The sequence below is a fragment of the Ammonifex thiophilus genome (genome assembly GCF_003368535.1).
Classification (GTDB): domain Bacteria; phylum Bacillota; class Desulfotomaculia; order Desulfotomaculales; family Ammonificaceae; genus Ammonifex; species Ammonifex thiophilus.
The window spans coordinates 226,250-246,271 of sequence record NZ_QSLN01000001.1; the positions used below are offsets into that span (position 1 = coordinate 226,250).

General features: G+C 60.6%; 20 protein-coding genes. 13 read left to right on the top strand and 7 right to left on the bottom strand.

The genetic code is table 11. The features are described from left to right. The first annotated feature begins 44 nt into the window (after window positions 1-44). Genes ribD through ribH form a run of 4 tightly spaced genes read left to right on the top strand, consistent with a single transcriptional unit; the run spans window position 45 to window position 3,488 of the window. Entirely contained in the window at window positions 45-1,127 is a 1,083-nt protein-coding gene (ribD, locus tag DXX99_RS01325) for a bifunctional diaminohydroxyphosphoribosylaminopyrimidine deaminase/5-amino-6-(5-phosphoribosylamino)uracil reductase RibD (RefSeq protein ID WP_240610762.1), read from the top strand. Then, window positions 1,128-1,778, top strand: coding sequence for a riboflavin synthase (locus DXX99_RS01330; protein WP_115791715.1), 651 nt, complete (start codon window positions 1,128-1,130; stop codon window positions 1,776-1,778). Window positions 1,779-1,795: 17 nt separating this feature from the next. Further along, window positions 1,796-3,031 (top strand): bifunctional 3,4-dihydroxy-2-butanone-4-phosphate synthase/GTP cyclohydrolase II, encoded by a 1,236-nt coding sequence (locus tag DXX99_RS01335; protein ID WP_115791716.1) that lies wholly within the window; start codon window positions 1,796-1,798, stop codon window positions 3,029-3,031. Beyond that, window positions 3,024-3,488, top strand: a complete 465-nt coding sequence (ribH, locus tag DXX99_RS01340; RefSeq protein WP_115791717.1) for a 6,7-dimethyl-8-ribityllumazine synthase — start codon at window positions 3,024-3,026, stop codon at window positions 3,486-3,488. Before DXX99_RS01335 ends, ribH begins: the two co-directional genes overlap by 8 nt. Here the strand turns inward: ribH and rpmB are convergent. Genes rpmB through DXX99_RS01365 form a run of 5 tightly spaced genes read right to left on the bottom strand, consistent with a single transcriptional unit; the run spans window position 3,485 to window position 8,604 of the window. Continuing rightward, window positions 3,485-3,676 carry a 50S ribosomal protein L28 gene (rpmB, locus tag DXX99_RS01345; protein ID WP_115791718.1) on the bottom strand — a complete coding sequence of 64 codons (192 nt, stop codon included), beginning with the start codon at window positions 3,674-3,676 and terminating at the stop codon, window positions 3,485-3,487. The genes ribH and rpmB overlap by 4 nt on opposite strands. 53 nt (window positions 3,677-3,729) lie before the next feature. After that, complete coding sequence (locus DXX99_RS01350; RefSeq protein WP_115791719.1) at window positions 3,730-4,749, bottom strand: acyl-CoA dehydratase activase; 1,020 nt, start codon at window positions 4,747-4,749, stop codon at window positions 3,730-3,732. 2 nt (window positions 4,750-4,751) lie between these two features. Then, window positions 4,752-6,965 carry an acyl-CoA dehydratase activase-related protein gene (locus DXX99_RS01355; protein ID WP_205664597.1) on the bottom strand — a complete coding sequence of 738 codons (2,214 nt, stop codon included), beginning with the start codon at window positions 6,963-6,965 and terminating at the stop codon, window positions 4,752-4,754. 11 nt (window positions 6,966-6,976) lie between these two features. Further along, window positions 6,977-8,041, bottom strand: a complete 1,065-nt coding sequence (locus DXX99_RS01360) for an acyltransferase family protein (protein ID WP_134642923.1) — start codon at window positions 8,039-8,041, stop codon at window positions 6,977-6,979. 59 nt (window positions 8,042-8,100) lie between these two features. Beyond that, window positions 8,101-8,604 (bottom strand): DUF4330 domain-containing protein, encoded by a 504-nt coding sequence (locus tag DXX99_RS01365; protein ID WP_115791722.1) that lies wholly within the window; start codon window positions 8,602-8,604, stop codon window positions 8,101-8,103. Between the two features lie 139 nt (window positions 8,605-8,743). Here DXX99_RS01365 and DXX99_RS01370 point away from each other — a divergent pair, with 139 nt between their 5' ends. Genes DXX99_RS01370 through DXX99_RS01410 form a run of 9 tightly spaced genes read left to right on the top strand, consistent with a single transcriptional unit; the run spans window position 8,744 to window position 17,443 of the window. Continuing rightward, window positions 8,744-9,988 (top strand): LCP family protein, encoded by a 1,245-nt coding sequence (locus DXX99_RS01370; protein WP_115791723.1) that lies wholly within the window; start codon window positions 8,744-8,746, stop codon window positions 9,986-9,988. Then, on the top strand, window positions 9,988-10,440 hold the full coding sequence (gene fabZ, locus DXX99_RS01375) for a 3-hydroxyacyl-ACP dehydratase FabZ (RefSeq protein WP_338065862.1): 453 nt from the start codon (window positions 9,988-9,990) through the stop codon (window positions 10,438-10,440). The genes DXX99_RS01370 and fabZ overlap by 1 nt, the downstream gene beginning before the upstream one ends. A 31-nt stretch (window positions 10,441-10,471) precedes the next feature. Further along, window positions 10,472-11,536: a glycosyltransferase family 4 protein gene (locus tag DXX99_RS01380; RefSeq protein WP_240610763.1), complete on the top strand. Its 1,065-nt coding sequence runs from the start codon at window positions 10,472-10,474 to the stop codon at window positions 11,534-11,536. A gap of 45 nt (window positions 11,537-11,581) precedes the next feature. Then, window positions 11,582-12,454: a UTP--glucose-1-phosphate uridylyltransferase GalU gene (gene galU, locus DXX99_RS01385; protein WP_115791725.1), complete on the top strand. Its 873-nt coding sequence runs from the start codon at window positions 11,582-11,584 to the stop codon at window positions 12,452-12,454. A gap of 2 nt (window positions 12,455-12,456) precedes the next feature. Next, window positions 12,457-13,395, top strand: a complete 939-nt coding sequence (locus DXX99_RS01390) for an SDR family oxidoreductase (protein WP_115791726.1) — start codon at window positions 12,457-12,459, stop codon at window positions 13,393-13,395. Between the two features lie 38 nt (window positions 13,396-13,433). After that, a complete protein-coding gene (locus DXX99_RS01395) occupies window positions 13,434-14,171 on the top strand; it encodes a YetF domain-containing protein (RefSeq protein ID WP_115791727.1) in 738 nt (245 codons plus the stop codon). A gap of 16 nt (window positions 14,172-14,187) precedes the next feature. Next, window positions 14,188-15,588: a phosphoglucomutase/phosphomannomutase family protein gene (locus DXX99_RS01400; RefSeq protein ID WP_115791728.1), complete on the top strand. Its 1,401-nt coding sequence runs from the start codon at window positions 14,188-14,190 to the stop codon at window positions 15,586-15,588. A 1-nt stretch (window position 15,589) separates the two neighbouring features. Then, window positions 15,590-17,164 (top strand): murein biosynthesis integral membrane protein MurJ, encoded by a 1,575-nt coding sequence (gene murJ / locus DXX99_RS01405; protein ID WP_115791729.1) that lies wholly within the window; start codon window positions 15,590-15,592, stop codon window positions 17,162-17,164. A gap of 42 nt (window positions 17,165-17,206) precedes the next feature. Continuing rightward, on the top strand, window positions 17,207-17,443 hold the full coding sequence (locus DXX99_RS01410) for a YlmC/YmxH family sporulation protein (RefSeq protein WP_115791730.1): 237 nt from the start codon (window positions 17,207-17,209) through the stop codon (window positions 17,441-17,443). On the opposite strand, the gene DXX99_RS01415 is transcribed toward DXX99_RS01410, so the two are convergent. Beyond that, window positions 17,440-18,285, bottom strand: a complete 846-nt coding sequence (locus DXX99_RS01415; protein WP_115791731.1) for a KaiC domain-containing protein — start codon at window positions 18,283-18,285, stop codon at window positions 17,440-17,442. The genes DXX99_RS01410 and DXX99_RS01415 overlap by 4 nt on opposite strands. A gap of 83 nt (window positions 18,286-18,368) precedes the next feature. After that, entirely contained in the window at window positions 18,369-19,988 is a 1,620-nt protein-coding gene (locus tag DXX99_RS01420) for a methyl-accepting chemotaxis protein (RefSeq protein WP_115791732.1), read from the bottom strand. Window positions 19,989-20,022: the final 34 nt, after the last annotated feature.

Sequence of the window (20,022 nt, forward strand, 5' to 3'; positions counted from 1 at the left end):
GATAAGACAAGCGCATGGAGAACCTGAGGGAAGACGAATTTTTCATGCGGCGGGCTTTGGAACTCGCCTTGAAGGCCCGGGGTAGGACCAGCCCTAACCCCATGGTGGGGGCGGTGCTGGTCAAGGAGGGGCGCGTGATCGCCGAGGGCTACCACCGCCGGGCTGGGATGCCTCACGCCGAGATAGAGGCCCTGCGGGCGGCCGGGGAAGAGGCGAGGGGAGCCACGCTTTACGTCAACCTGGAACCCTGCTGCCATGTAGGACGCACCGGCCCCTGCACGGAGGCCATCATCGCGGCGGGAGTGAAGCGGGTGGTGGTGGCCATGGAGGATCCCAACCCCCTGGTGGCGGGGAAGGGGATAAAGGCTCTGCAGGAGGCAGGAATAGAGGTGACGGTAGGGGTCCTGGAGCAGGAGGCCCGGCGACTGAATGAAGTCTTTATAAAGTTCATCACCACCCGCGAGCCTTTCGTGGTGCTCAAGGTGGCCATGACCCTGGACGGCAAGATCGCCACCGGCACGGGGGAGGCCCGCTGGATAACAAGCCCGGAAGCCCGGGCCTATGTGCATGAACTGCGCGACACCTACGACGCCATCTTGGTGGGAAGAGGCACGGTGCTGAAAGACGATCCCTCTTTAACTACGCGCCTTCCGGGGGGACGCGACCCGGTGCGGGTTATCCTTTCAAGCCATGCCGATCTTCCCCTTTCTGCCCGGGTGCTGAACCTCGATTCCCCCGCCCCCACCTGGGTGGCGGTCACGGAGCAGGCTCCACCTTCTCGGATTAAGGCCTTGCAGGATAAGGGGGCGGAAGTGCTGGTGTGCGGTCCCGGCCCCCAGGTGGACTTGAAGCTTCTGCTCAAGGAGCTGGGCAGGCGAGGGATAACCAGCGTGCTGGTGGAGGGAGGCGGGACGGTAAACGCCAGCTTCCTGGCGGACCGGCTGGTGGACAAGGTTATCTGGATGGTGGCTCCCAAGATCTTCGGGGGGACGAAGGCCCCCGGGCCGGTGGGAGGGGAAGGGGTGGAGCACCCCGACCAAGCCCTGCGGCTGAAGGACTTGACGGTGAAAAAGCTGGGGCCCGATTTTTGCTTTGAGGGCTACCCGGAATACCCGGAGGAGAGGTAGATGTTCACCGGGTTAGTGGAGGAAGTGGGTAGGGTGCGCCGGATCGTCCGCGGCCCGGCCTCGGCGCAGCTCGAGATCGAGGCGCGCCGGGTGCTGGAGGACCTGCGGGTGGGGGACAGCGTAGCGGTGAACGGCGCTTGTCTTACCGTGACCCGGCTCGGTTCCGGGAGCTTTTGGGCCGACGCCATGGCGGAGACTCTGCGGCGCACCAACCTGGGGGAGCTCGGGCCGGGGGACAGAGTCAACTTGGAGCGGGCCCTACGCCTGGGCGACCGACTGGGGGGACACCTGGTCACCGGACACGTGGACGGCGTGGGGAGGATACTTCGCAAGGAGAGAGAGGACGTGGCCTGGGTATTGTCCATAGCTGCTCCGTCCCAGGTGACCCCTTACCTCATCGAGAAGGGCTCGGTGGCGGTGGATGGGGTAAGCCTCACCGTGGTCGAGGTGAAAGGGGATATCTTCAAGGTGGCCCTTATCCCCCACACCGCCGACCACACTGTCTTGGGCTCTAAAGGCCCGGGGGATAAGGTAAACCTGGAAGCCGATCTCATCGGCAAGTATGTCCGGCGCTTTCTTGAGGTTCTCCAGGAGAAAAAAGAGGGGATTACCTGGGAGTTCCTGAGGAACTCCGGTTTCACCGATGTATAGTGCGGGAGGCGGTTTTTATGTTTAAGTTCAACACCATCGAGGAGGCCATTGCCGACATACGGGAGGGGAAGATGGTAATCGTCGTGGACGACGAGGACCGAGAAAACGAAGGGGATCTGGTGATGGCGGCGGAGAAAGTGACACCGGAGGCCATTACCTTCATGGCCACCTACGGGCGGGGTCTCATCTGCGTGCCGCTCACCGAGGAGCGGGCCGACGAACTGGACCTTGCCCCCATGGTTCCCCACAACACCGATCCTCACGGCACGGCCTTCACCGTCTCGGTGGATGCCAGGGAAGTGACCACGGGTATTTCCGCTCACGAGCGGGCCCACACCATTAAAAAGCTCATCGATCCCAAGGCGGGTCCGCACGACTTCCGACGCCCGGGGCACGTCTTTCCCTTAAGGGCCAAGAAGGGAGGGGTGCTGCGTCGGGCCGGGCATACCGAAGCGGCAGTGGACCTGGCCCGCCTGGCTGGCCTTTACCCGGCTGGGGTCATCTGCGAAATCATGAAGGACGACGGGGCGATGGCCCGGGTACCGGAGCTCATGGAGTTCGCCCGGCGCCATAACCTCAAGATCATCACCATCGCCGACCTCATAAGCTACCGGAGGCGCACCGAGAAGCTGGTGAAGCGGGTAGGGGCGGCCCGCCTGCCGACCAAGTACGGGGAGTTCACGGCGGTGGCTTACGAAAGCTTGCTTGACGGCAAAGGTCACCTGGCGCTGGTAATGGGAGACCTTTCCTCGGTGGAGGCGCCTCTCGTGCGGGTACACTCCGAGTGCCTTACCGGCGACGTCTTCGGTTCCCTGCGCTGCGACTGCGGCCAGCAGATAGAGCGGGCCCTGCGGATGATCGCGGCGGAAGGGGTGGGGGTGCTCCTTTACATGCGCCAGGAGGGGCGCGGCATCGGACTACTCAACAAGATCCGGGCTTACGAGCTGCAGGATCGGGGCAAGGATACGGTGGAGGCTAACGAGGCTTTGGGCTTTCCTCCCGACCTGCGCGACTACGGTATAGGAGCTCAGATTCTGGTGGATCTGGGCCTTAAGAAGATCCGCCTCCTGACCAACAACCCTCGTAAGATAAAAGGTATCCAGGGTTACGGTCTGGAAATCGTGGAGCGGGTTCCTCTGGAAATACCTCCGGGCAAGGAAAACGGCTTTTACTTGGCTACCAAGAAGAAGAAGCTGGGCCATCTTCTGACCCTGGTAGACCAGCAGGAAGAAAGGAGCAGAGGTAATGCCTAAGTTTTTGGAAGGAAAGCTTTTAGGTGAGGGGTTAAGGTTCGCCCTGGTGGTGGGGCGGTTCAACGAGTTTATCACCCAGAAGCTCCTGGACGGGGCGCTCGACGCCCTTTACCGTCATGGAGTGGCAGAAGAAAATATCGTGGTGGCCTGGGTTCCCGGGGCTTTTGAGATACCCCTGGTAGCCCGCCGGCTGGCGGCCAGCGGCAAGTACGATGCTGTTATCTGTCTGGGCACTATAATACGCGGGGCCACCCCCCACTTCGACTACGTAGCAGCCGAAGCGGCCAAGGGGGTGGCCCGCGCAGCTTTAGACACCGGCGTTCCGGTCGTCTTCGGCATCATCACGGCGGACAACCTGGAGCAGGCTATAGAGAGGGCCGGCAGCAAGGCGGGCAACAAAGGGTTCGCCGCGGCCATGAGTGCCATCGAAATGGCCAACCTCATGCGGCAGCTCTAGAGAGCCCGCACCACCTTACCCGCTTTGAGACAGCGGGTGCACACCCTTATCCGCCGGGGCTGCCCGTCCACGATGGCCTTCACCCGCTGCAGGTTGGGCATCCAGATGCGTCCGCTGGCCTTGTTGGAGTGGCTCCTCTGGTTGCCGAAACTGATGCCCCGTCCACAAATAGCGCACCTGCGTGCCACGGTGCTTCACCCCCTTTACCGGGGGTTATTCTATCACTTGGGCCTTTTTCTTTTCAAGCGCGGCGCAGACTCAGCCCCGAGTCCCAGCGGTTCTCCGGCCGGTCGCTGGAGGAAAGGCTTAAGTTGTTCCACTTCCCGCACCGGGAGCCCCAGCGGCTGACCAACTCGCCACCGATGTAGACTTCGTTGACCTCACAGTTGTTGGCGCAGTCCCCGCATATGAAGGTGCGTGGGGTGCAAGTAAAGGAAGCTATGTACTTCACTCCCCGGAAGTTAGAGGGCTTTCTCCTCCGCTCGTAGTTCCGCTTGGCCAGGAGAGCTGCTCCCCAAGCCCCCATCACCTTAAAGTGGGGCGGCACCACTATTTCTAGCCCCAGCTTCTTCTCAAAAGCGGCCCGCATACCCACGTTGGCCGCCACCCCTCCCTGGAAAAGCACCACCGGTTCTATCTTTCTCCCCCGGGCCACGTTGGCCAGGAAGTTGGTGGCTAGAGCCAGGCAGAGGCCGGCGATGAGATCCTCCTTCTTATAACCCATCTGCTGCTTGTGGATGAGGTCGGACTCGGCGAACACCCCGCAACGCCCGGCAATCTTTATGGGGCTTTTGGAACGCAGGGCGTACTCACCGAACTCCTCTATAGGGATGCCCAGCCGGGTCGCCTGGTGGTCCAGGAAGGAACCGGTGCCAGCGGCACACACCGTATTCATGTTGAAACCCACGGGCACCCCGTTCTGGAAGAAGATTATCTTGGAGTCCTGCCCCCCTATGTCGATGACCGTACGCACGTTGGGCTCCACCCAGCGGGCGGCCGTGGCGTGCGCGGTGATCTCGTTCTTGATGACGTCGGCCCCTACCATGATTCCCGCCAGCCGCCTGCCGCTCCCCGTGGTTCCCACGCCGGCCACTTCGATTTCCCCCATGGCTTCGTTAAGCTGGCGGAAGGCCTTCTGAATAGCCTGGATGGGCCCCCCTTCGGTGCGCAGATAGGTCTCGAACTTAATTTCCCCCGTCTCGTCGATCACTACCAGCTTGGTGCTCACGCTGCCTACATCGATACCCAGGAAGTAGGGCATACTTACCCCCTGCCTTTAATCAGTTTTCGCTCTTTGAGTACGTCCAGGAAAGCTTCTACCCGCGTTTCTATTCCAGCCTCACCCGTCTGGTCGGTGATGATCAGGGTGAGGATGGGAAGATCTAACTTTTCGCTTAGGCGCACCAGGATGTTCTGGGCCACGATCTCCGGCATGCAGGTGAAGGGCATGAGGTGGATTATCCCGTCAATCCCTTCCTGCTTGGCCAGCACGGTTAAACCTATGCTCACATGCCCGTGCCCTCCCACTTCGATCCCCAGGTAGGGTTCTGCCGCCCTCTTTATCTCCTCCCGTCGCTTCAGCGCTTCTTTGGTGGGGAAGATGTGCTGGTGGAACCAGTTGGTGACCGAAATTTCCCGGTCCACCCAGACGCGTGGGTCGGTGGAGCGTCCTAGCATACGTTCGAGCTCAAGGTTCACGTACTGCTCCAGCACCACCCATATTTCCCCCACTATGCGCACGCGCACCGGGTCGGTATCCTCTACCGGTATCTGCCGGGCCGTTTCCAGGAAGTCCTCCAGCAGCTCCCGCACCATCTGGGAGGAAGGCGCCCTTTCTACCTCGCGGACGAACTTCTTGAAAAGCTTGTCTGCCGTTCCCGGGTCGCGCTCAAAGGCGCGGAGGCGGTGGACTTCTTTCTCCGCCCGGTCGATGGCGGCGATGCGGTGGTAGCCGTTGTACAAAGCTCTTATTACCCGCCACCAGGAGGCGTTGCCGGTGGCCCTTTTGATGGCCTCCCGGAACTTGGGCCAGCGGGTGGCGAAGGGTACCGGCGAATCGATTATGATCATCTCGAAGTCGTAGCCTAGCTTGCGCAGAAGCTTTTCCTGGATCTGGGCGTACCAGCCCAGGCGGCACTTGCCCTTACCCCCCACCATCAAGATGTGGGTGGCGCCCCGGTCGAGCAGGTAGCGCATCTGCCCCAAGGTGATGACGAAGGGGAGGCAGACGAACTCGGGAGAAAGCTCTTTGCCCAGTTCCAGGATCTCTTTCGAAGCGCGTGGGGTGGGGAGGCACTCGATCCCGCACTCCTTGAGGGCCGCCCTTATCGCCAGATCCAGGTGTCCCATAGAGGGAAAACCCACTTTCATAGTTCTGGGCTGGGGACCAGGTATCGGCGTGGGAAGACGCCGAGCAGTGGTCGGGAAAGGATCGGCGGCGGCGCTCTTGAGCGGCGCTATGTCCATGAAGGCCTCTATCCGGGTCACCAGCCCGGCCTCGCCCGTGTGCTCGTCCACGGTCAGGAGCAGGAAGGGGATGCCCTGCCGTTGCGCCTCCTCCTCGATGAAGGACTCCACTATCGACTCGGGACCACACTCAAAAGAGCTTACCAGGATAAGCCTGTCTACCAGCCGGTGGCGCAGGAGGTAAAGAGCCGCGCCCAAGAGATGGGCCTCGAAGCTCCAGAGCCTTTCCCCCTCCGCTATATCCTTCATCTCCTCCCGCGCTACCGCAAAGGGGATCATCTCCGGCGTTATCACCCTGCCGTACTCCCTCACCTTGGGGACGAGGCCCAGACTTATGGCGTCGTAGAGAACGTAGGGATGCCCTACCACGCCGATCGTGTTCTCCGCTTCCCCTTGGGGAGAGGAGCTCAGGCTCCAGAGTTTCCCTTGGTCGAAAAGCTCATAGGCTTCGGCGTAGGTGAGCTTGAACCGAGCCAGAGCTTCTTCGAAAGCGGCTTGCACCTTCAAAGCGCGTTTCAAGGCCTGAAGGGCCTGCTCGCGCGACTCCACCCCCAGCTCGCGAGCCAGGGTTACGAAGGATTCCTGCCAGCGGGTGTCGCCGTGATAAAGGTCGATATAGGGAATGAGCACCCGTCCACCATTGCGCAGGGCGTTGTGAACCATGTAGGGTGCCCCGATGAACTTGGGGCAGCAAAAGTTCTCCGGTTCCACGCTCACGAGGGAGGGGATGAGCAGGTAATCGAGCCCTGTATCCAAAAGCTCCTTCGCGTGGGCGAAAAGCAACTTCACCGCCACGCAGGGCTCGTCGGTGGGGCAGAACTCCATCTTGTTCAGGGTGGTCTTGGTGGTGGGTGGGGAGACGACCAGCTTTCCGCCTAGGGACTCTACAAAGGTGCGAAAAAGAGGGTAGAGGTAGTAGTAACTCATCGCCCGGGGAAAGCCCAAAGTTAGCATACTCAACCCCTCGCTTACACTATAGAACATCCCCACGCTCATAGCCAGACTATGCATCTTCCATCAGTTTAACAAAATCTATCACCAGCGTCAATTTGCGGAGGTTTGGGGGAGGCCAGTTGGTGGAGCTGCCGGTAGTTGAGGGCGAAAAGAAAGCCGCTCAGGTAAGACGTGGCGGTGAAGGCGGCCGGGGGCAGAAAGAGAGGGGGCAACAGAACCAGAGTCAGCAGAAAAACCCAGAACCATATATGGGAAGAAAACCTGGCGATTAGAAGGAAATTGAGTCGTTCCGTCACCCAGCACAGGAGGACCGCTCCGGCCAGCGCACCGGTCCAGGTGAGGGCGGGAACCAGGGGGAAGCCAACCGCGCGCCAGCACTGCAAAACCAGGTAGTGAGCGTAAAAGAAGAGGAGGGAGCGGCGGCCCAGGTAGTTGAGCTGGTCGGGTATTAGGGGAGCGAATCTGTCCATAAGGGCTAGGAAACCGTACAGGCTCAGGCCCAGGAGGAAAAAGGGCGAGTTCATTTCCCACTTTTCGCAGTGCCCGTACCCGGCGAGAGCCATTGCGAAGTAGGCTGCGCCGGCTGCCACAGTGAGGGTGAGTCCCAGGGTTCGGTAGCGGTGGCACAGGATCCCCCATAGGAAGAAGGAGAGCCAGGGGAAAAGGGGGAAAATACCCGGCGGGAAAAGGAAGCCGGTTATCCCAGGAAGGTTGAGCCCGAGCTTCTTTACCCCTAGGTGCAGGAGAAAGGGCAGGGGGAAGAGAAGACTTACCTTTTCCCCGAACCGGGAGAGGAGCAGGGCCGAGACGAGTATCCCTAGGGCTATCCCCTGGATCACTTCGCATTGGGGTTCCTGCCAGAAGTTTACCCCCTTGGCCCCGTTGAAGCTGAGGCCGTAGACGAAAAGAAGAGGATAGAAGATCAGAAAATAGCTTAGGGGCCGGGATGCAAGCTGCAGAAGGGTAGTAACCCCACTTACCCCGAAGAAGAAGACCGGGGCGAAGGTGCCCACGAAGACGGCGTAGTGGCTCAAAAGGGTACGCGTCTCTACGTGAGAGTGGGCCAGCAACATTAAGAAACAGCCCAGCGTCTTCAGGAAATCAAGCCAGGGATCCCTTTTAGGCTTAAGCATTTCAGGCGCGCTAGGATTAGACCGGAAGAGAGTCCAGGTGCTAACTTTCGGGAAATTTTTCAAGAGCGGGGCTTGTCCGGTGCCGGCTCCAGTGATACTTTTATGATAGTACCTCTAAGCTCATACGTTAGTGACTTGACGTAATATTCGCGGCCGGCCCTTATTTCCTGGTTGCCCATTCTTATGGCGGCCGAGGTCAAAGGGGTTTCTCCCTGAAGGGTCACGATGACGTCTTTAAAGTAAGGGTCGCGCGCCAGAACCTTTTGGCCCTGGGAGTTAGTTTCGGTTGTGAGTGCGGGCTCAACCTTAACGTCAATCACCTTGACGCCAGTGTACTCGGCACCGGCTACCATGCGGTCTCCCACGTGGATCATCTGGGCCGTTTCCGGCGGAACGGCGGGTACCCGCACCACGAAGGTAACTTTGGTCGGCGCCACTGAGGAGCGCGGAAGGAGAAGCTTATAGGTGAGTCCTCCGACGATGAGCAGCGCCAGGAGAATAAGGAAAAGGTCGAGCACGTTGACGAGGCCAAAAAGCTTTCCTTTTTCGTCGATCAGTTGCATGGAGTCTTATCCTCCTTAAAAAGCTTGCCCGGGCCAACCGAATTATAATTTAGCGCAAAGCTTTTGCCAACGTCAACGCCAGAAAGGAGATGGAATTTTGGCCCGCAGACTAAAGTCGCCGAGAAGGCTGTGGCTTACTTTGACCTTGCTGCTCCTACTGGTAGCAGCCGGAGCCTACGGAGCGTGGCAGTACCTCCTTCCTAAAGGCTTAATTCCAGGCATGGGAGAAAATGCTCTGGCAGCTGAGAAGATCCATCTGCTGGTCTTGGGCTCCGATGCCCGTAAGGGGGAGACCCGGGCCCGCAGCGACAGCATAATGTACCTCTGTGCCGATCCCGGCAAGAAGCGGATAATAGCTCTGTCCATTCCCCGCGACACCCTGGTGAACATTCCAGGCCATGGGCGCACCCGCATCAATGAAGCTATGTTCTACGGCGGCCCGGAGCTCAGCTGCCGGGTGGTGTCCGACCTCATAGGTCAGCCGGTTGACTACTATGTGGTGCTCAACTTCGAAGGTTTTGTCAAGCTGATCGACGCTCTGGGCGGCATCACCATAGACGTGGAGAAGGACATGTACCACTACGATCCCCAGGACGGCGGAATCTACTCTATAAACCTCAAGAAAGGCAAGCAGCACCTGGACGGGCGCCACGCCCTCATGTATGTGCGTTACCGCAGCGATCCCCTGGGGGACATCGCCCGGGTAGAGAGGCAGCAGAAGTTCCTGCGGGCCCTGGTGGAGGAGATGACCAAACCCTCCAACCTCTTGCGCCTGCCCATCCTCCTTCCCAAGATCTGGGATTGCTTCACTACCAACCTGCCCTTTAATCAGGCAGTGGCGTTGGCCAAGCTGGCCGCGGACCTGCATGATGTGCAAGTGGTAACCGGCACCCTTCCTGGGTATTTCGGCAACGACCCTTACTGGCACGTCGATCCCCGCGAGGCTCGGGAAGTGGTGGCCCGGCTTATGGAGGGCGAGCCTATCAAGCAGTTCATCCTGGAAACTCCTGCTGGGGTGGAGGTAAGGACCAGTCCCAGGACGGTGCCCACCACCGTTCCTTCGCACACCTACAGCCAGGAAAGTGCTTCCAAAAACAAAGGAACTCTGACTTCGCCTGAGAAGAAGGGCTCCCCCCCGGCTGCCAACTCCAAGGAGACCAGCGCTGGGAAAACCACTTCCATTCCTCCGGAAAAGACGTCTCCGGCAAAGACTCAACCATTAGAAGTGAAGATAGAGCCGACGAGCCCCGTTTCCGGCCAGCCCTCCTCCGGCAGCAGTAGCGAGTCTTCGCCTGCCGGCAAGGAGCAGACCGAGGTTTCGCAGCCTCCTCCTTCAGGTAAAAGTGCTGCCGGCGACAAGACGGCGGGAGGGGCACAGCCTTGATGGACGTGCGCGCCATTCAGAAGCTCCTTCCCCACCGCTACCCCTTTCTCTTGCTGGACCGGGTCACTCTCCTGGAACCCGGCAAGCGGGCAGTGGGGATAAAGAACGTCACCGTCAACGAGCCCTTCTTCACCGGGCACTTCCCCGGCTACCCGGTCATGCCCGGCGTGCTGATACTGGAAGCTCTGGCGCAGCTTACTGCTGTGGCGGTCTTAAAGCTTGCCGATTTTCAGGATAAGATTCCCCTGCTGGCCGGCATTGATAAGGCCCGCTTTCGCCGCCCCGTGTTCCCGGGTGACACTTTGCGCCTGGAGGTTGAGGTTTTGCGCCTAAAGGGGATGGTGGGGAAGGCGAAAGGCCAGGCCTGGGTGGGGGAGGAGCTGGCGGCGGAGGCGGAGATCGTCTTCGCGGCAGGAGAAAGGAAGTCTGAGGAAGAAAAAGACGGAATATAGGATACGGTGGGTGACCGAGGAGGAAAAGGTTTTGGACCTAAAACTTATCTGCGGTTTAGGGGTGGCGGCAGCGGTAACGGGCCTGACGGTACCTCTGACTATACGCCTGGCCCCGAAATTGGGGGCTATGGACGAACCGGACGAGCGCAAGGTGCACTCGCAGCCTATGCCCCGGCTGGGAGGCCTGGCGATCTTTGCTGGTGTATGGGCCGGGTGGCTGGTGGCCGGGGCGCCAACCGAGTGGTTAGGGCTGCTTGCGGGAGCCACACTGGTTTTCCTTTGTGGGTTGGCAGACGACATAAGGGGGCTTAGCCCTTGGCTTAAGCTTTTAGGACAGATCTTGGCGGCGGCCGTGGCGGCCGGAAGCGGGGTACTCTTCTCTTTTGTCGGGCATCCGCTGCACGAGGGGCAGGTGTTCCCCCTCGACGGGTTGGCCCTTCCCCTCACCGTTTTCTGGCTGGTGGCGGTGACCAACGCCGTCAACCTCATCGACGGCCTGGACGGGCTGGCGGCCGGGGTGGGAAGCATAGCTGGCTTGACCCTGGCAGCAGCTGCCGGCCTGGCGGGAAGTACGGAGGGGATCGGTCCGGCGCTGGTGATAAGCGTTTGCCTCTTGGCTTTTCTCCCTTTCAATTTTCACCCGGCCCGTACCTTCCTCGGCGACTGTGGCTCTATGTTTGCGGGCTTCTTCCTGGCCGGAGCCTCCGTGCAGGGAGTGGCCAAAACGGCCACGGCGGTCATCCTCCTGGTTCCTGTGGTGATCTTAGGCATACCCCTCTTCGATACCTTCTTCGCCATCCTCCGGCGCGTCCACTCCCGCCGGCACATCTTTCGCCCGGATCGGGAGCATTTACACCATCGTCTGCTAATTATCGGCTTCAGCCACCGCGGCGCGGTGCTTTTTATCTACGCCGTGAGCGCCCTGCTGGGCCTTACGGCGGTACTTCTCACCCAACTGACCCTCCCCCAGGGTCTCTTGCTCCTGGCCGGTGTGGTCACCCTGCTTTTCTTAGCCGCCCTGCGTCTGGGGGTTATAGGAAAGCGCTGGGTGAGCCTAAAGCGGCACCGGGCGGCGGAGGACGTTCTCAAAGGCTGAAGCCTTTTGCACTGCTGGACAAAACCAGGGCAAAGGAGGAGGCAGATGAAGAGGGTAAGAAAGGCGGTAATTCCAGCTGCTGGACTGGGGACGCGCTTTTTGCCAGCCACCAAGGCCCAGCCTAAAGAGATGCTCCCCCTTATAGACCGACCTATAATCCAGTACATAGTGGAGGAGATCGTAAGTTCGGGCATCAAAGATATACTGATCATCACCAGCCACGGCAAGCGGGCGATCGAAGACCACTTCGACCGTTGCTTGGAGCTGGAGTACTACCTGGAGAAGCGCGCCAAGTGGGACTGGTTGGAGGAGATCCGCCGCATCGCCACCATGGCCAACATTTATTATGTGCGGCAGCAGGAGCCCCTGGGGCTGGGGCACGCCGTGCTCTGCGCCCAAAACTTCGTGGGGGAAGACCCTTTTGCCGTGGTTCTGGGCGATGACGTGGTGGTTTCCGATCCGCCTTGCCTGGCCCAGATGCTGGAGCTTTACGAAGAGGTGCAGGCGCCGGTGGTGGCGGTGGAGCGCGTGGCTTTAAGCGAAGTTTCCAAGTACGGCATCATAGACGGGGAGGAAATAAGGTCCAGGGTCTTCGCCGTGCGCGATCTGGTGGAGAAGCCCCAGCCGGACCGGGCCCCTTCCCGCTGGGGAGTGGCGGGGCGCTACGTCCTCACTCCCCGCATCTTCGGCATTCTGCGCGAGACGCCACCGGGCGCCGGCGGGGAAATCCAGCTCACCGATGCCCTGAGGGTGCTGGCCAAAGAAGATAAACTTTTCGCCTACGCCTTCACCGGCCGGCGCTACGATGCCGGCGACAAGCTAGGCTACCTCAAGGCCACGGTGGAGCTGGCGCTGGAGCGCGAGGATCTTGGCCCGGCTTTCCGGGAGTACCTGCGTACGGTGGTGGAGAAGCTTTAAATATGCGGGTGCTGGTGACCGGCGGAGCCGGTTTTATCGGCGCGCACGTGGTAAGACTTCTGCAAAGAAGCGGCCACGAGGTAGCGGTTATGGATAATCTCTGCACGGGGCGGCGGGAGAGAATTCCTCCCGGCGTCCCGTTTTATCTTCTCGACCTGGCTTCCTCGTCGCTGGAGGAGCTCTTCCGGTGCGAGCAACCGGAGGTGGTGGTCCACCTGGCGGCCCAAACGGTTGCTCCCCTTTCCCTTGTCCGGCCGGTGGCTGACGCCGAAGCCAACGTACTGGGAACCATTCGCCTCCTGGAAGCCTCGGTCAGGGCGGGGGTGCAAAGAATCGTCTACACTTCTTCGGCGGCTGTTTACGGTGACCCTCTTTACCTGCCGGTGGACGAGGAGCACCCTATCTGTCCCCTCTCTCCTTACGGCGCTTCTAAGTACGCGGCCGAGGTTTATCTCTTCACCTATCGGCGCCTTTACGGCATCACCCCGGTGGTTTTGCGTCTGGCCAACGTTTACGGCCCGGGGCAGGGGGAGGAAGGGGAGGGAGGGGTGGTGGCCGTATTCTGCCGGAAGATGGTGGCCGAGGAGCCGCCGGAAATCTACGGGGACGGAGAGCAGACGCGAGATTTCATCTATGTGGAAGATGTGGCGGAAGCCATCCTGGCGGCGCTCACCGCTGGCGAGGGAGAGGTGCTCAACATCGGCACAGGGGAAGGGGTGAGCGTCAACCTTTTGTGGGAGATTTTGTCCCGCGTAGGCGGCAGGAAGCTTGCTCCGGTTTACCGCCCACCGCGGCCGGGAGATATCAGGCACAGTGTCCTGAACCCTTTAAAAGCCCGGGAAAAGTTGGGCTGGTCTCCCCGTCGTTCTCTGGAAGAGGGGCTCAAGACCACCTGGGACTGGTGGCTCAAGTATAGCCGAGGGGAGGGAGGCGAACTTTAATTTATCGGAGAGGCTTTAAGGCAAGGGGGATTTGGTTAATGAATCCTTTTTTGGAGATTCTTTTGCGGGCGGTAGGGGCCTTCATGGGGGTACTCTTCATCACCAGGCTGGTGGGCAAGTCCCAAGTGGGGCAGCTTACCATCTCCGACTATGTCAACGGCATAGTTATCGGCTCCATAGCCGCCTGCCTGGCCACCGACATCAAAGAAAACCCCTGGTATTATGTTTTCGGACTGGCCGTCTTCGCTTCCCTCACCATCCTGGTGCAGTATGTGAGCCTGATTTACCGCCCGGCGCGCAAGTTTTTGCTGGACGAGCCCACGGTGGTAGTCCACAACGGGTGTATCTTGGAGCGCAACATGGCCCGCATGCGCTACAACGTGGACGACCTGATGTCCCAGTTACGTGAAAAAGGCTACTTCAACCTGGCCGACGTAGAGTTCGCCATCGTGGAACCCAACGGCGCTTTGAGCGTCCTTCCCAAGTCGCAGAAGCGCCCGGTGACGCCGGAGGATCTAGGGATCCCCACTAAGTACGAGGGGGTGCCTTCCGAGCTCATAGTAGACGGCCAGATAATCTACCAGAACCTGGTGCAGAACAACCTTACGGAAGAGTGGCTCTTGAAGGAATTGGAGAAGCAGGGGGTGAAGTCGTTAAAAGAGGTACTCTACGCCTCTCTTGACTCTGAAGGGAGGCTTTACCTCGACAAACGCCAGGACAAGCTGGAGCACCTCACCGATGTGACCGATAAATTACCGGGACAAAACGGACAGTGAGCAAGGGGGGAAGCCTTTGCGAATCAAGTTTGGTACGGACGGCTGGCGGGGGGTAATCGCCCGCGATTTCACTTTTGCCAACGTGGAACGGGTAGCCGCGGCCATCGCCGCCTACCTTAGCGAGAAGAGCCAGGCTGCCCGCGGTGCCATAGTGGGTTTCGATAACCGCTTCTTAGCGGATAAGTTTGCCGAAGCGGTGGCAGAAGTACTTCTTAGGTGGGGCATTCCCGTTTACTTCCCCGAGCGCTCCGTGCCCACACCGGTGGTGGCCTTTGGCATTAGGCACTACCAGACGGGGGGTGCGGTGGTCATCACGGCCAGCCACAACCCTCCCGAGTACTGCGGGATAAAGTTCATCCCCGAGTACGCCGGGCCAGCTCTTCCCGACGTTACCGAGCGCATCGAGAGCCTGATCGAATCCCCTCCCTCTCCCCCGGCCGGGGTGGGGAGGGCGCTGCGTCACCCCTTCCGCCCCCAGGAGGATTACTTCGCCCACCTTCTACGCCTGGTGGAGGGGGACAAAATTGCCCGCGCTTCGCTCAAAGTGGTGGTTGACCCCATGTTCGGGGCGGGTATAGGCTACCTGGAAGAGGTCCTCAGGCGCTGCGGGGTGAGCGTGGTCACCATTCACGACTGGCGCGATCCCCTTTTCGGCGGTGACCTGCCCGATCCGGTGCCCTCTAGACTGGGAGAGCTGGCCGCCAAGGTGAAGGAGACCGGTGCCCATCTAGGTCTGGCTCTGGATGGGGATGCCGACCGGCTGGGCGTGATCACGGGAGAAGGCCACTTCGTAACCCCCAACCAGGTGCTTTCCCTTCTCTGCTACCACCTCCTCTCCTACCGAGGCTGGCGGGGGCCGGTGGCCCGCACGGTGGCCACTACCCACCTGGTGGACCGTATCGCCTCCGCCTTCGGGGTGGCGACGAAGGAGACGCCGGTGGGGTTCAAGTATTTGGGCAAGCTGCTGCGGGAGGAGGGCTGCCTCTGTGCGGGGGAGGAGAGCGGCGGCCTTTCCATCAGAGGGCATGTCCCGGAGAAGGACGGCATTCTGGCGGGGTTGCTGGTGGTGGAGATGACAGCGGTGCACGGTGGTTCTCTCTGGCGTCTCTGGGAAGAGGTGAGGGAAAAGTTCGGAGAGGTGGTAAGCCAGCGGCGGGACTACCGCACCTCGGCGGAGGACAAAGAGCGGATCCTCCGTGTATTGGCCAGTTGGGCCGAGTCGCGGGAGGAGCTGGCCGGGCAGAAGGTGGTCGAGAGGATTACCATGGACGGGGTGAAGCTTGTGCTGGCGGATGGCTCCTGGGTACTGGTGCGGGCCTCGGGGACCGAACCGGTTTTCCGGGTGTACGTCGAGGCTTCCACCGAGGAAAAGGTGGATCGGCTGCACGAAACGGTGAAGGCGGAGTTGGGGTTATAAAGTGACAACGGGACGTCTGGTTTTTAAGGCTACGCTGGTAATCGCCTTTTTCAGTCTCTTGGCCCGTCTTCTGGGCTTCTTCCGGGATGTGGTGATCGCCCATCTTTACGGGGCTTCGGCTGCTACCGATGCCTACTTGGTGGCCTTCACCATACCCAACCTCCTCCTGGCTATCGTGACGGGCGCTTTGGCCACGGTGGTGGTTCCCGTTTTTGCCGAGTACGCGGCCGCCGGGCGGAGGGAGGAGGGGTGGCGGGTTTTTAACTGGGTTTTCAACCTCCTCACCCTGGCCCTGCTCCTTACCCTGCTACTTTCTTTGCCTCTGGCCCCCTGGCTGGTTCTCTTGGTGGCCCCCGGCCTCCCACCGGAAACCATGCGGTTGGCAGTGGAGCTCACCCGCATCATGCTTCCCATCTTGCTCTTTTTCGGCTGGGCCAACTACTTCACCGGACTTCTAAACGCCAACCAGATCTTTGGCCTGCCGGCCGCCAGCGTGGCGGTCAACAATCTGGTGATTATAGCCTCGGCCCTTTCTCTGGGGAGGGTCTTTGGTATCCGGGGGCTGGCCTGGGGAACGGTACTGGGCATGGTGGCTGCGGCCTTAATCCAGCTGCCGGCCTTAAGGCGCGTCGGCTTTTTCTGGCGGCCGGAGATTAACTGGCGGCATCCGGGCGTGAAAAAAGTTTTTGCCCTGCTCGTGCCGGTGGCGGTGGGGGTTTCCATTAACCAGGCTTACGTTATCATCGACCGCATCCTGGCTTCCGGCATGGCGGAAGGGAGCATCTCCGCCCTCAACTTCGCCAACAAGCTAGTTCAGCTGCCTATAGGCCTTTTCATTCTGGCCCTGGGGACGGCAGTCTTCCCCACCCTAACCCATCGGGCGGCTGAGGGGCAACACGAGGAGGTGGCCCGGCTTCTCGACCGTGCCCTGCGCTTTAACCTGCTGCTCACCCTGCCGGCGGCGGTAGGACTCATGGTGCTGCGCTACCCCATAGTTTCCTTTCTCTTCGAACGCGGGGCCTTCGATGCCCGGGCCACCTCCATGACCGCGGCCGCCCTTCTCTGCTACGCCGTGGGCATGGTCGGGTACGCGGCCAACATCCTGCTGACCCGGGGCTTTTACGCTCTGCACGACACCAAGACCCCGGTGAAGCTCACCTTGGTGACGGTGCTTGTAAACCTGGTCTTGAGCCTCGTCCTCATGCACCCGCTGAAGCACGCGGGTTTGGCCCTGGCCAACTCCTTGGCCGCCTGGGTGAACACCTTCCTTCTCTACTATTTTCTGGCCCGCCGTTTACCGGCCCTGCGCAAAATCAAGGCCTGGTCTTCTTTCGCCCTGCGCTCCCTGCTGGCCTGCGCCCTCTTGGCCCTGGCCGCCTGGGTAATATACCGCTTCGTCGGAGGGATTGCTCCCGCCGGTTTCTGGGGGGAAGCTCTGAGCCTGGGCAGCGCCATTGTCGGGGGAGTGGCCCTTTATGCCTTAAGCCTTTATCTCCTGCGCTTCGAAGAGTGGTATTTTTTCTTGCGGCTGGGAAGCGAGCTCTGCCGGGTCCGCCTGCTCAACCGTAACCTTTAAACCTCCCCCTGCATAACCTGGGAAGGCGGGGGTGGTAAAGGAATGTTCAAGGTTTCTGAGCTCACCCGTCGGCAGTTCATCAACGTGCTTAACGGGCGGCGCCTGGGTGCCATCAAAGACGTGCATGTGGACGAAAAAGGAATGATCACCGCTGTGGTGCTGCACAGCGGCAAAAGATTCTTGGGCATTTTCCCCTGGGGCAAAGATGTGGTAATTCCCTGGAGCCAGGTGAAAAAGATCGGGGTGGATGCCGTGCTGGTGGAGGCGGAGGAAGCTTAGAGGCGTGCCTCGCTGGCCAGCTCGCTGAGAGGTGGTCCCACCCTAACGATGCCCGCGTCGTCTATCTCTAAGAGGTGTACGCGAGTGTCGTGGCCACAAAGGCGGCAGCCGTCTATCCGCAGGGTGCGCACCAGTTCGCCCGGCGCCTTGCCGTAAAAGGAGGCGGTGCTGCGGCTGACCACCATCTTGGCCAGCACGATGGTGCAGTCCAGAATATGGGAAACGCCGTAGCCGCCGGCAGCTTCCGCCGACATCTCTTCGTGGCTGCTGCGCTTCTGTGAGACGAATATGGCCGTCTGGTAGTGCTCCTTCATCACTTCGTAGAGGCGGCGGACGATGGTGCGGGCCGCCGTCTCCCTGCCTTCGTAAAGCCCGGTCACCGAGTCGATCACGCAGGCCTTGATCTCCTCTTCCCGGATAATCCTGGCCAGAGACTCGCAGAGTTCCCCGATATTCTCCTTCTCTTCCGGCATGCGGGCCAGATCAAGGAGATAAAGCCCTTCCTCTATGGTTTCCCAGCTCAGGTTCATGGCGCGCGCCCGCAGCTTCAGCCCCTGAGCTAGGAAGTGGGCAGGAACCTCCACCGTCACGTAGAGGGTGGCGAAGCCTCGCGCCGCCTGGGTCAGGGCGAACTGCTCGGCCATGAGCGATTTGCCGGTGTCCGGCACCCCGGTGAGGTGAACAACTGCCGCCGAGGGGATGCCTTTGAGGGAGACGCGGCGGTACCCCTCCTCCTCGAAGGTTACCGTGAAAAAGAGATCGTCAAGCCCGGGTACGCCGGAAGGAATGCCGAAAAGCTTGGGTATCCGGTCGCGCATCTCTTTAAGCCGGACAATCTTCATTTTTTTTTCACCCCCCAAGGTAAAATTTTACCTTGGAAGGCCAAGGACAAACAATAAGGGCCGGGCAAACGCCCGGCCCGCTTTCACGAGGCTTTGGCTGCTGCCTGGTACTTGAACCTCCCCACCACCGCCTTGAGCTTCTCCGCCAGCTGGGTGAGGTGCTGGGTGGCCGAGGCTGTTTCCTCGCTGGTGGCCGTCTGCTCCTGGGCGGCTGCGGCTACGTTGGTGGCGTTCCCGGCCACCTCTTGGGCGGCGCGGGCGATCTCCTCCGTCTGGGCGGTAAACTCGTTCACCGCCTGCAGAATTTCCCGGAAGCGCTGTGCTACCCCCTGCATTATCTTCGTTCCTTCTTGGACCACCTGCTGGTTGCGGTCCATGAGGGAGGTGGTCTCGCGCGTCTCCTCTTGGATGGCCTCGATGAGCTTCAAGATGTCCTTGGCGGCGTTGGCCGACTGCTCCGCCAGCTTGCGCACCTCGCCCGCCACCACCGCGAAGCCCCGGCCCTGCTCCCCGGCCCGGGCGGCTTCGATGGCGGCGTTTAAGGCCAGGAGGTTGGTCTGGTCGGCGATGGAGGTGATGACCTCCACGATGCGGTTTATCTCACCCGCCTTCTGGTTGAGCTTGTGCATGGCCTGGCTGGCATTGCGCGTTACCTCCTGGATGGCGTTCATCTGCTTCACCATGCGGTCAAGCTCCCCCTGCCCTTCCTGGGCGTGGCGGGCCATGTCCTGGGCGGTGCCGGCCAAGTTCTGAGCGCTGGCGGAAACCTGCTCGATGGCGGCGGCTATCTGGGTGGCACTGGTGGCGCTGGTGGTGGCGGCGTTGGCCGCCTGCTCCGCCCCCTGGCTTATGTTCCTGGCCTCCTCGGCCAGCTTCTGGGCGCTGGCATTAAGCTCCGCTGCCAGGCGGCGGAGGCTTCCCAGCATGAAGGCTATGGCCCGGATGAGCCTCCCCAGCTCGTCATGACTCTTTATCCGCGGAAGCTTCACCATGAGGTCCCCTTCGGCTATGCGCATGGCTGCCGCTTCCAGTTCTTTGATCGGGTTGACCAGCTGCTTGCCGATGAGGTAGGCCAGGCCCATACCCACCAGGACGGACAAAACCCCTCCCCAGAGGGCCATCTGGGCGGTGTGTCCTTCGTACCGGCGCGCCTCCGCTATCCGGCCTTCAGCCCTTTGGTGCAGGTAGTCCTGCAGCTCCTGGGCTATCCTGGCGGCTTCTTTGAGGTTGCCGTTTACCTCGGTGCGGTTGAGTTGGGTGGCGGCTTCCTTCTGCCCTCGGTCCTGGAGTTCCCTTACTTTCTCGGCGGATTTCTCGTAAAGGGAGAGCTTTTGCTGAACCTGCCCCACCAGCTCGTCCACCTTAGGATCTTGGCTGGCGTCGCTTACTCCCTGGAGAAGCTTGTTAGCCTGCGTCAATTTCTCTTTAAGGGCGGTCCAGGAGGCCGGATTGCCCGTGCCCATATAATCGCGCAGGTCCAGGTTACTCAGAAGCATTAAGACCATCGCCTGCTGGCTCTGGTAGGCCCAAGAGTAGTCGCGGTTTATGACCGCGTCGTACTGGGTCCTCACCCTGTTCAGTCCCCAGAGGCCGGCGGCGATGGTGACTACCAGGAGCAGCAACACCGCGGCGAAGCTGCCGAAAAGTTTGAGCCGCACGCTGAAGAAACGCTCTTTCCTCTGCTTCGGCTCCGGCTGGGCCATGCCTTCTCCCTCCAGTAGATTTTTTGAGAATTCA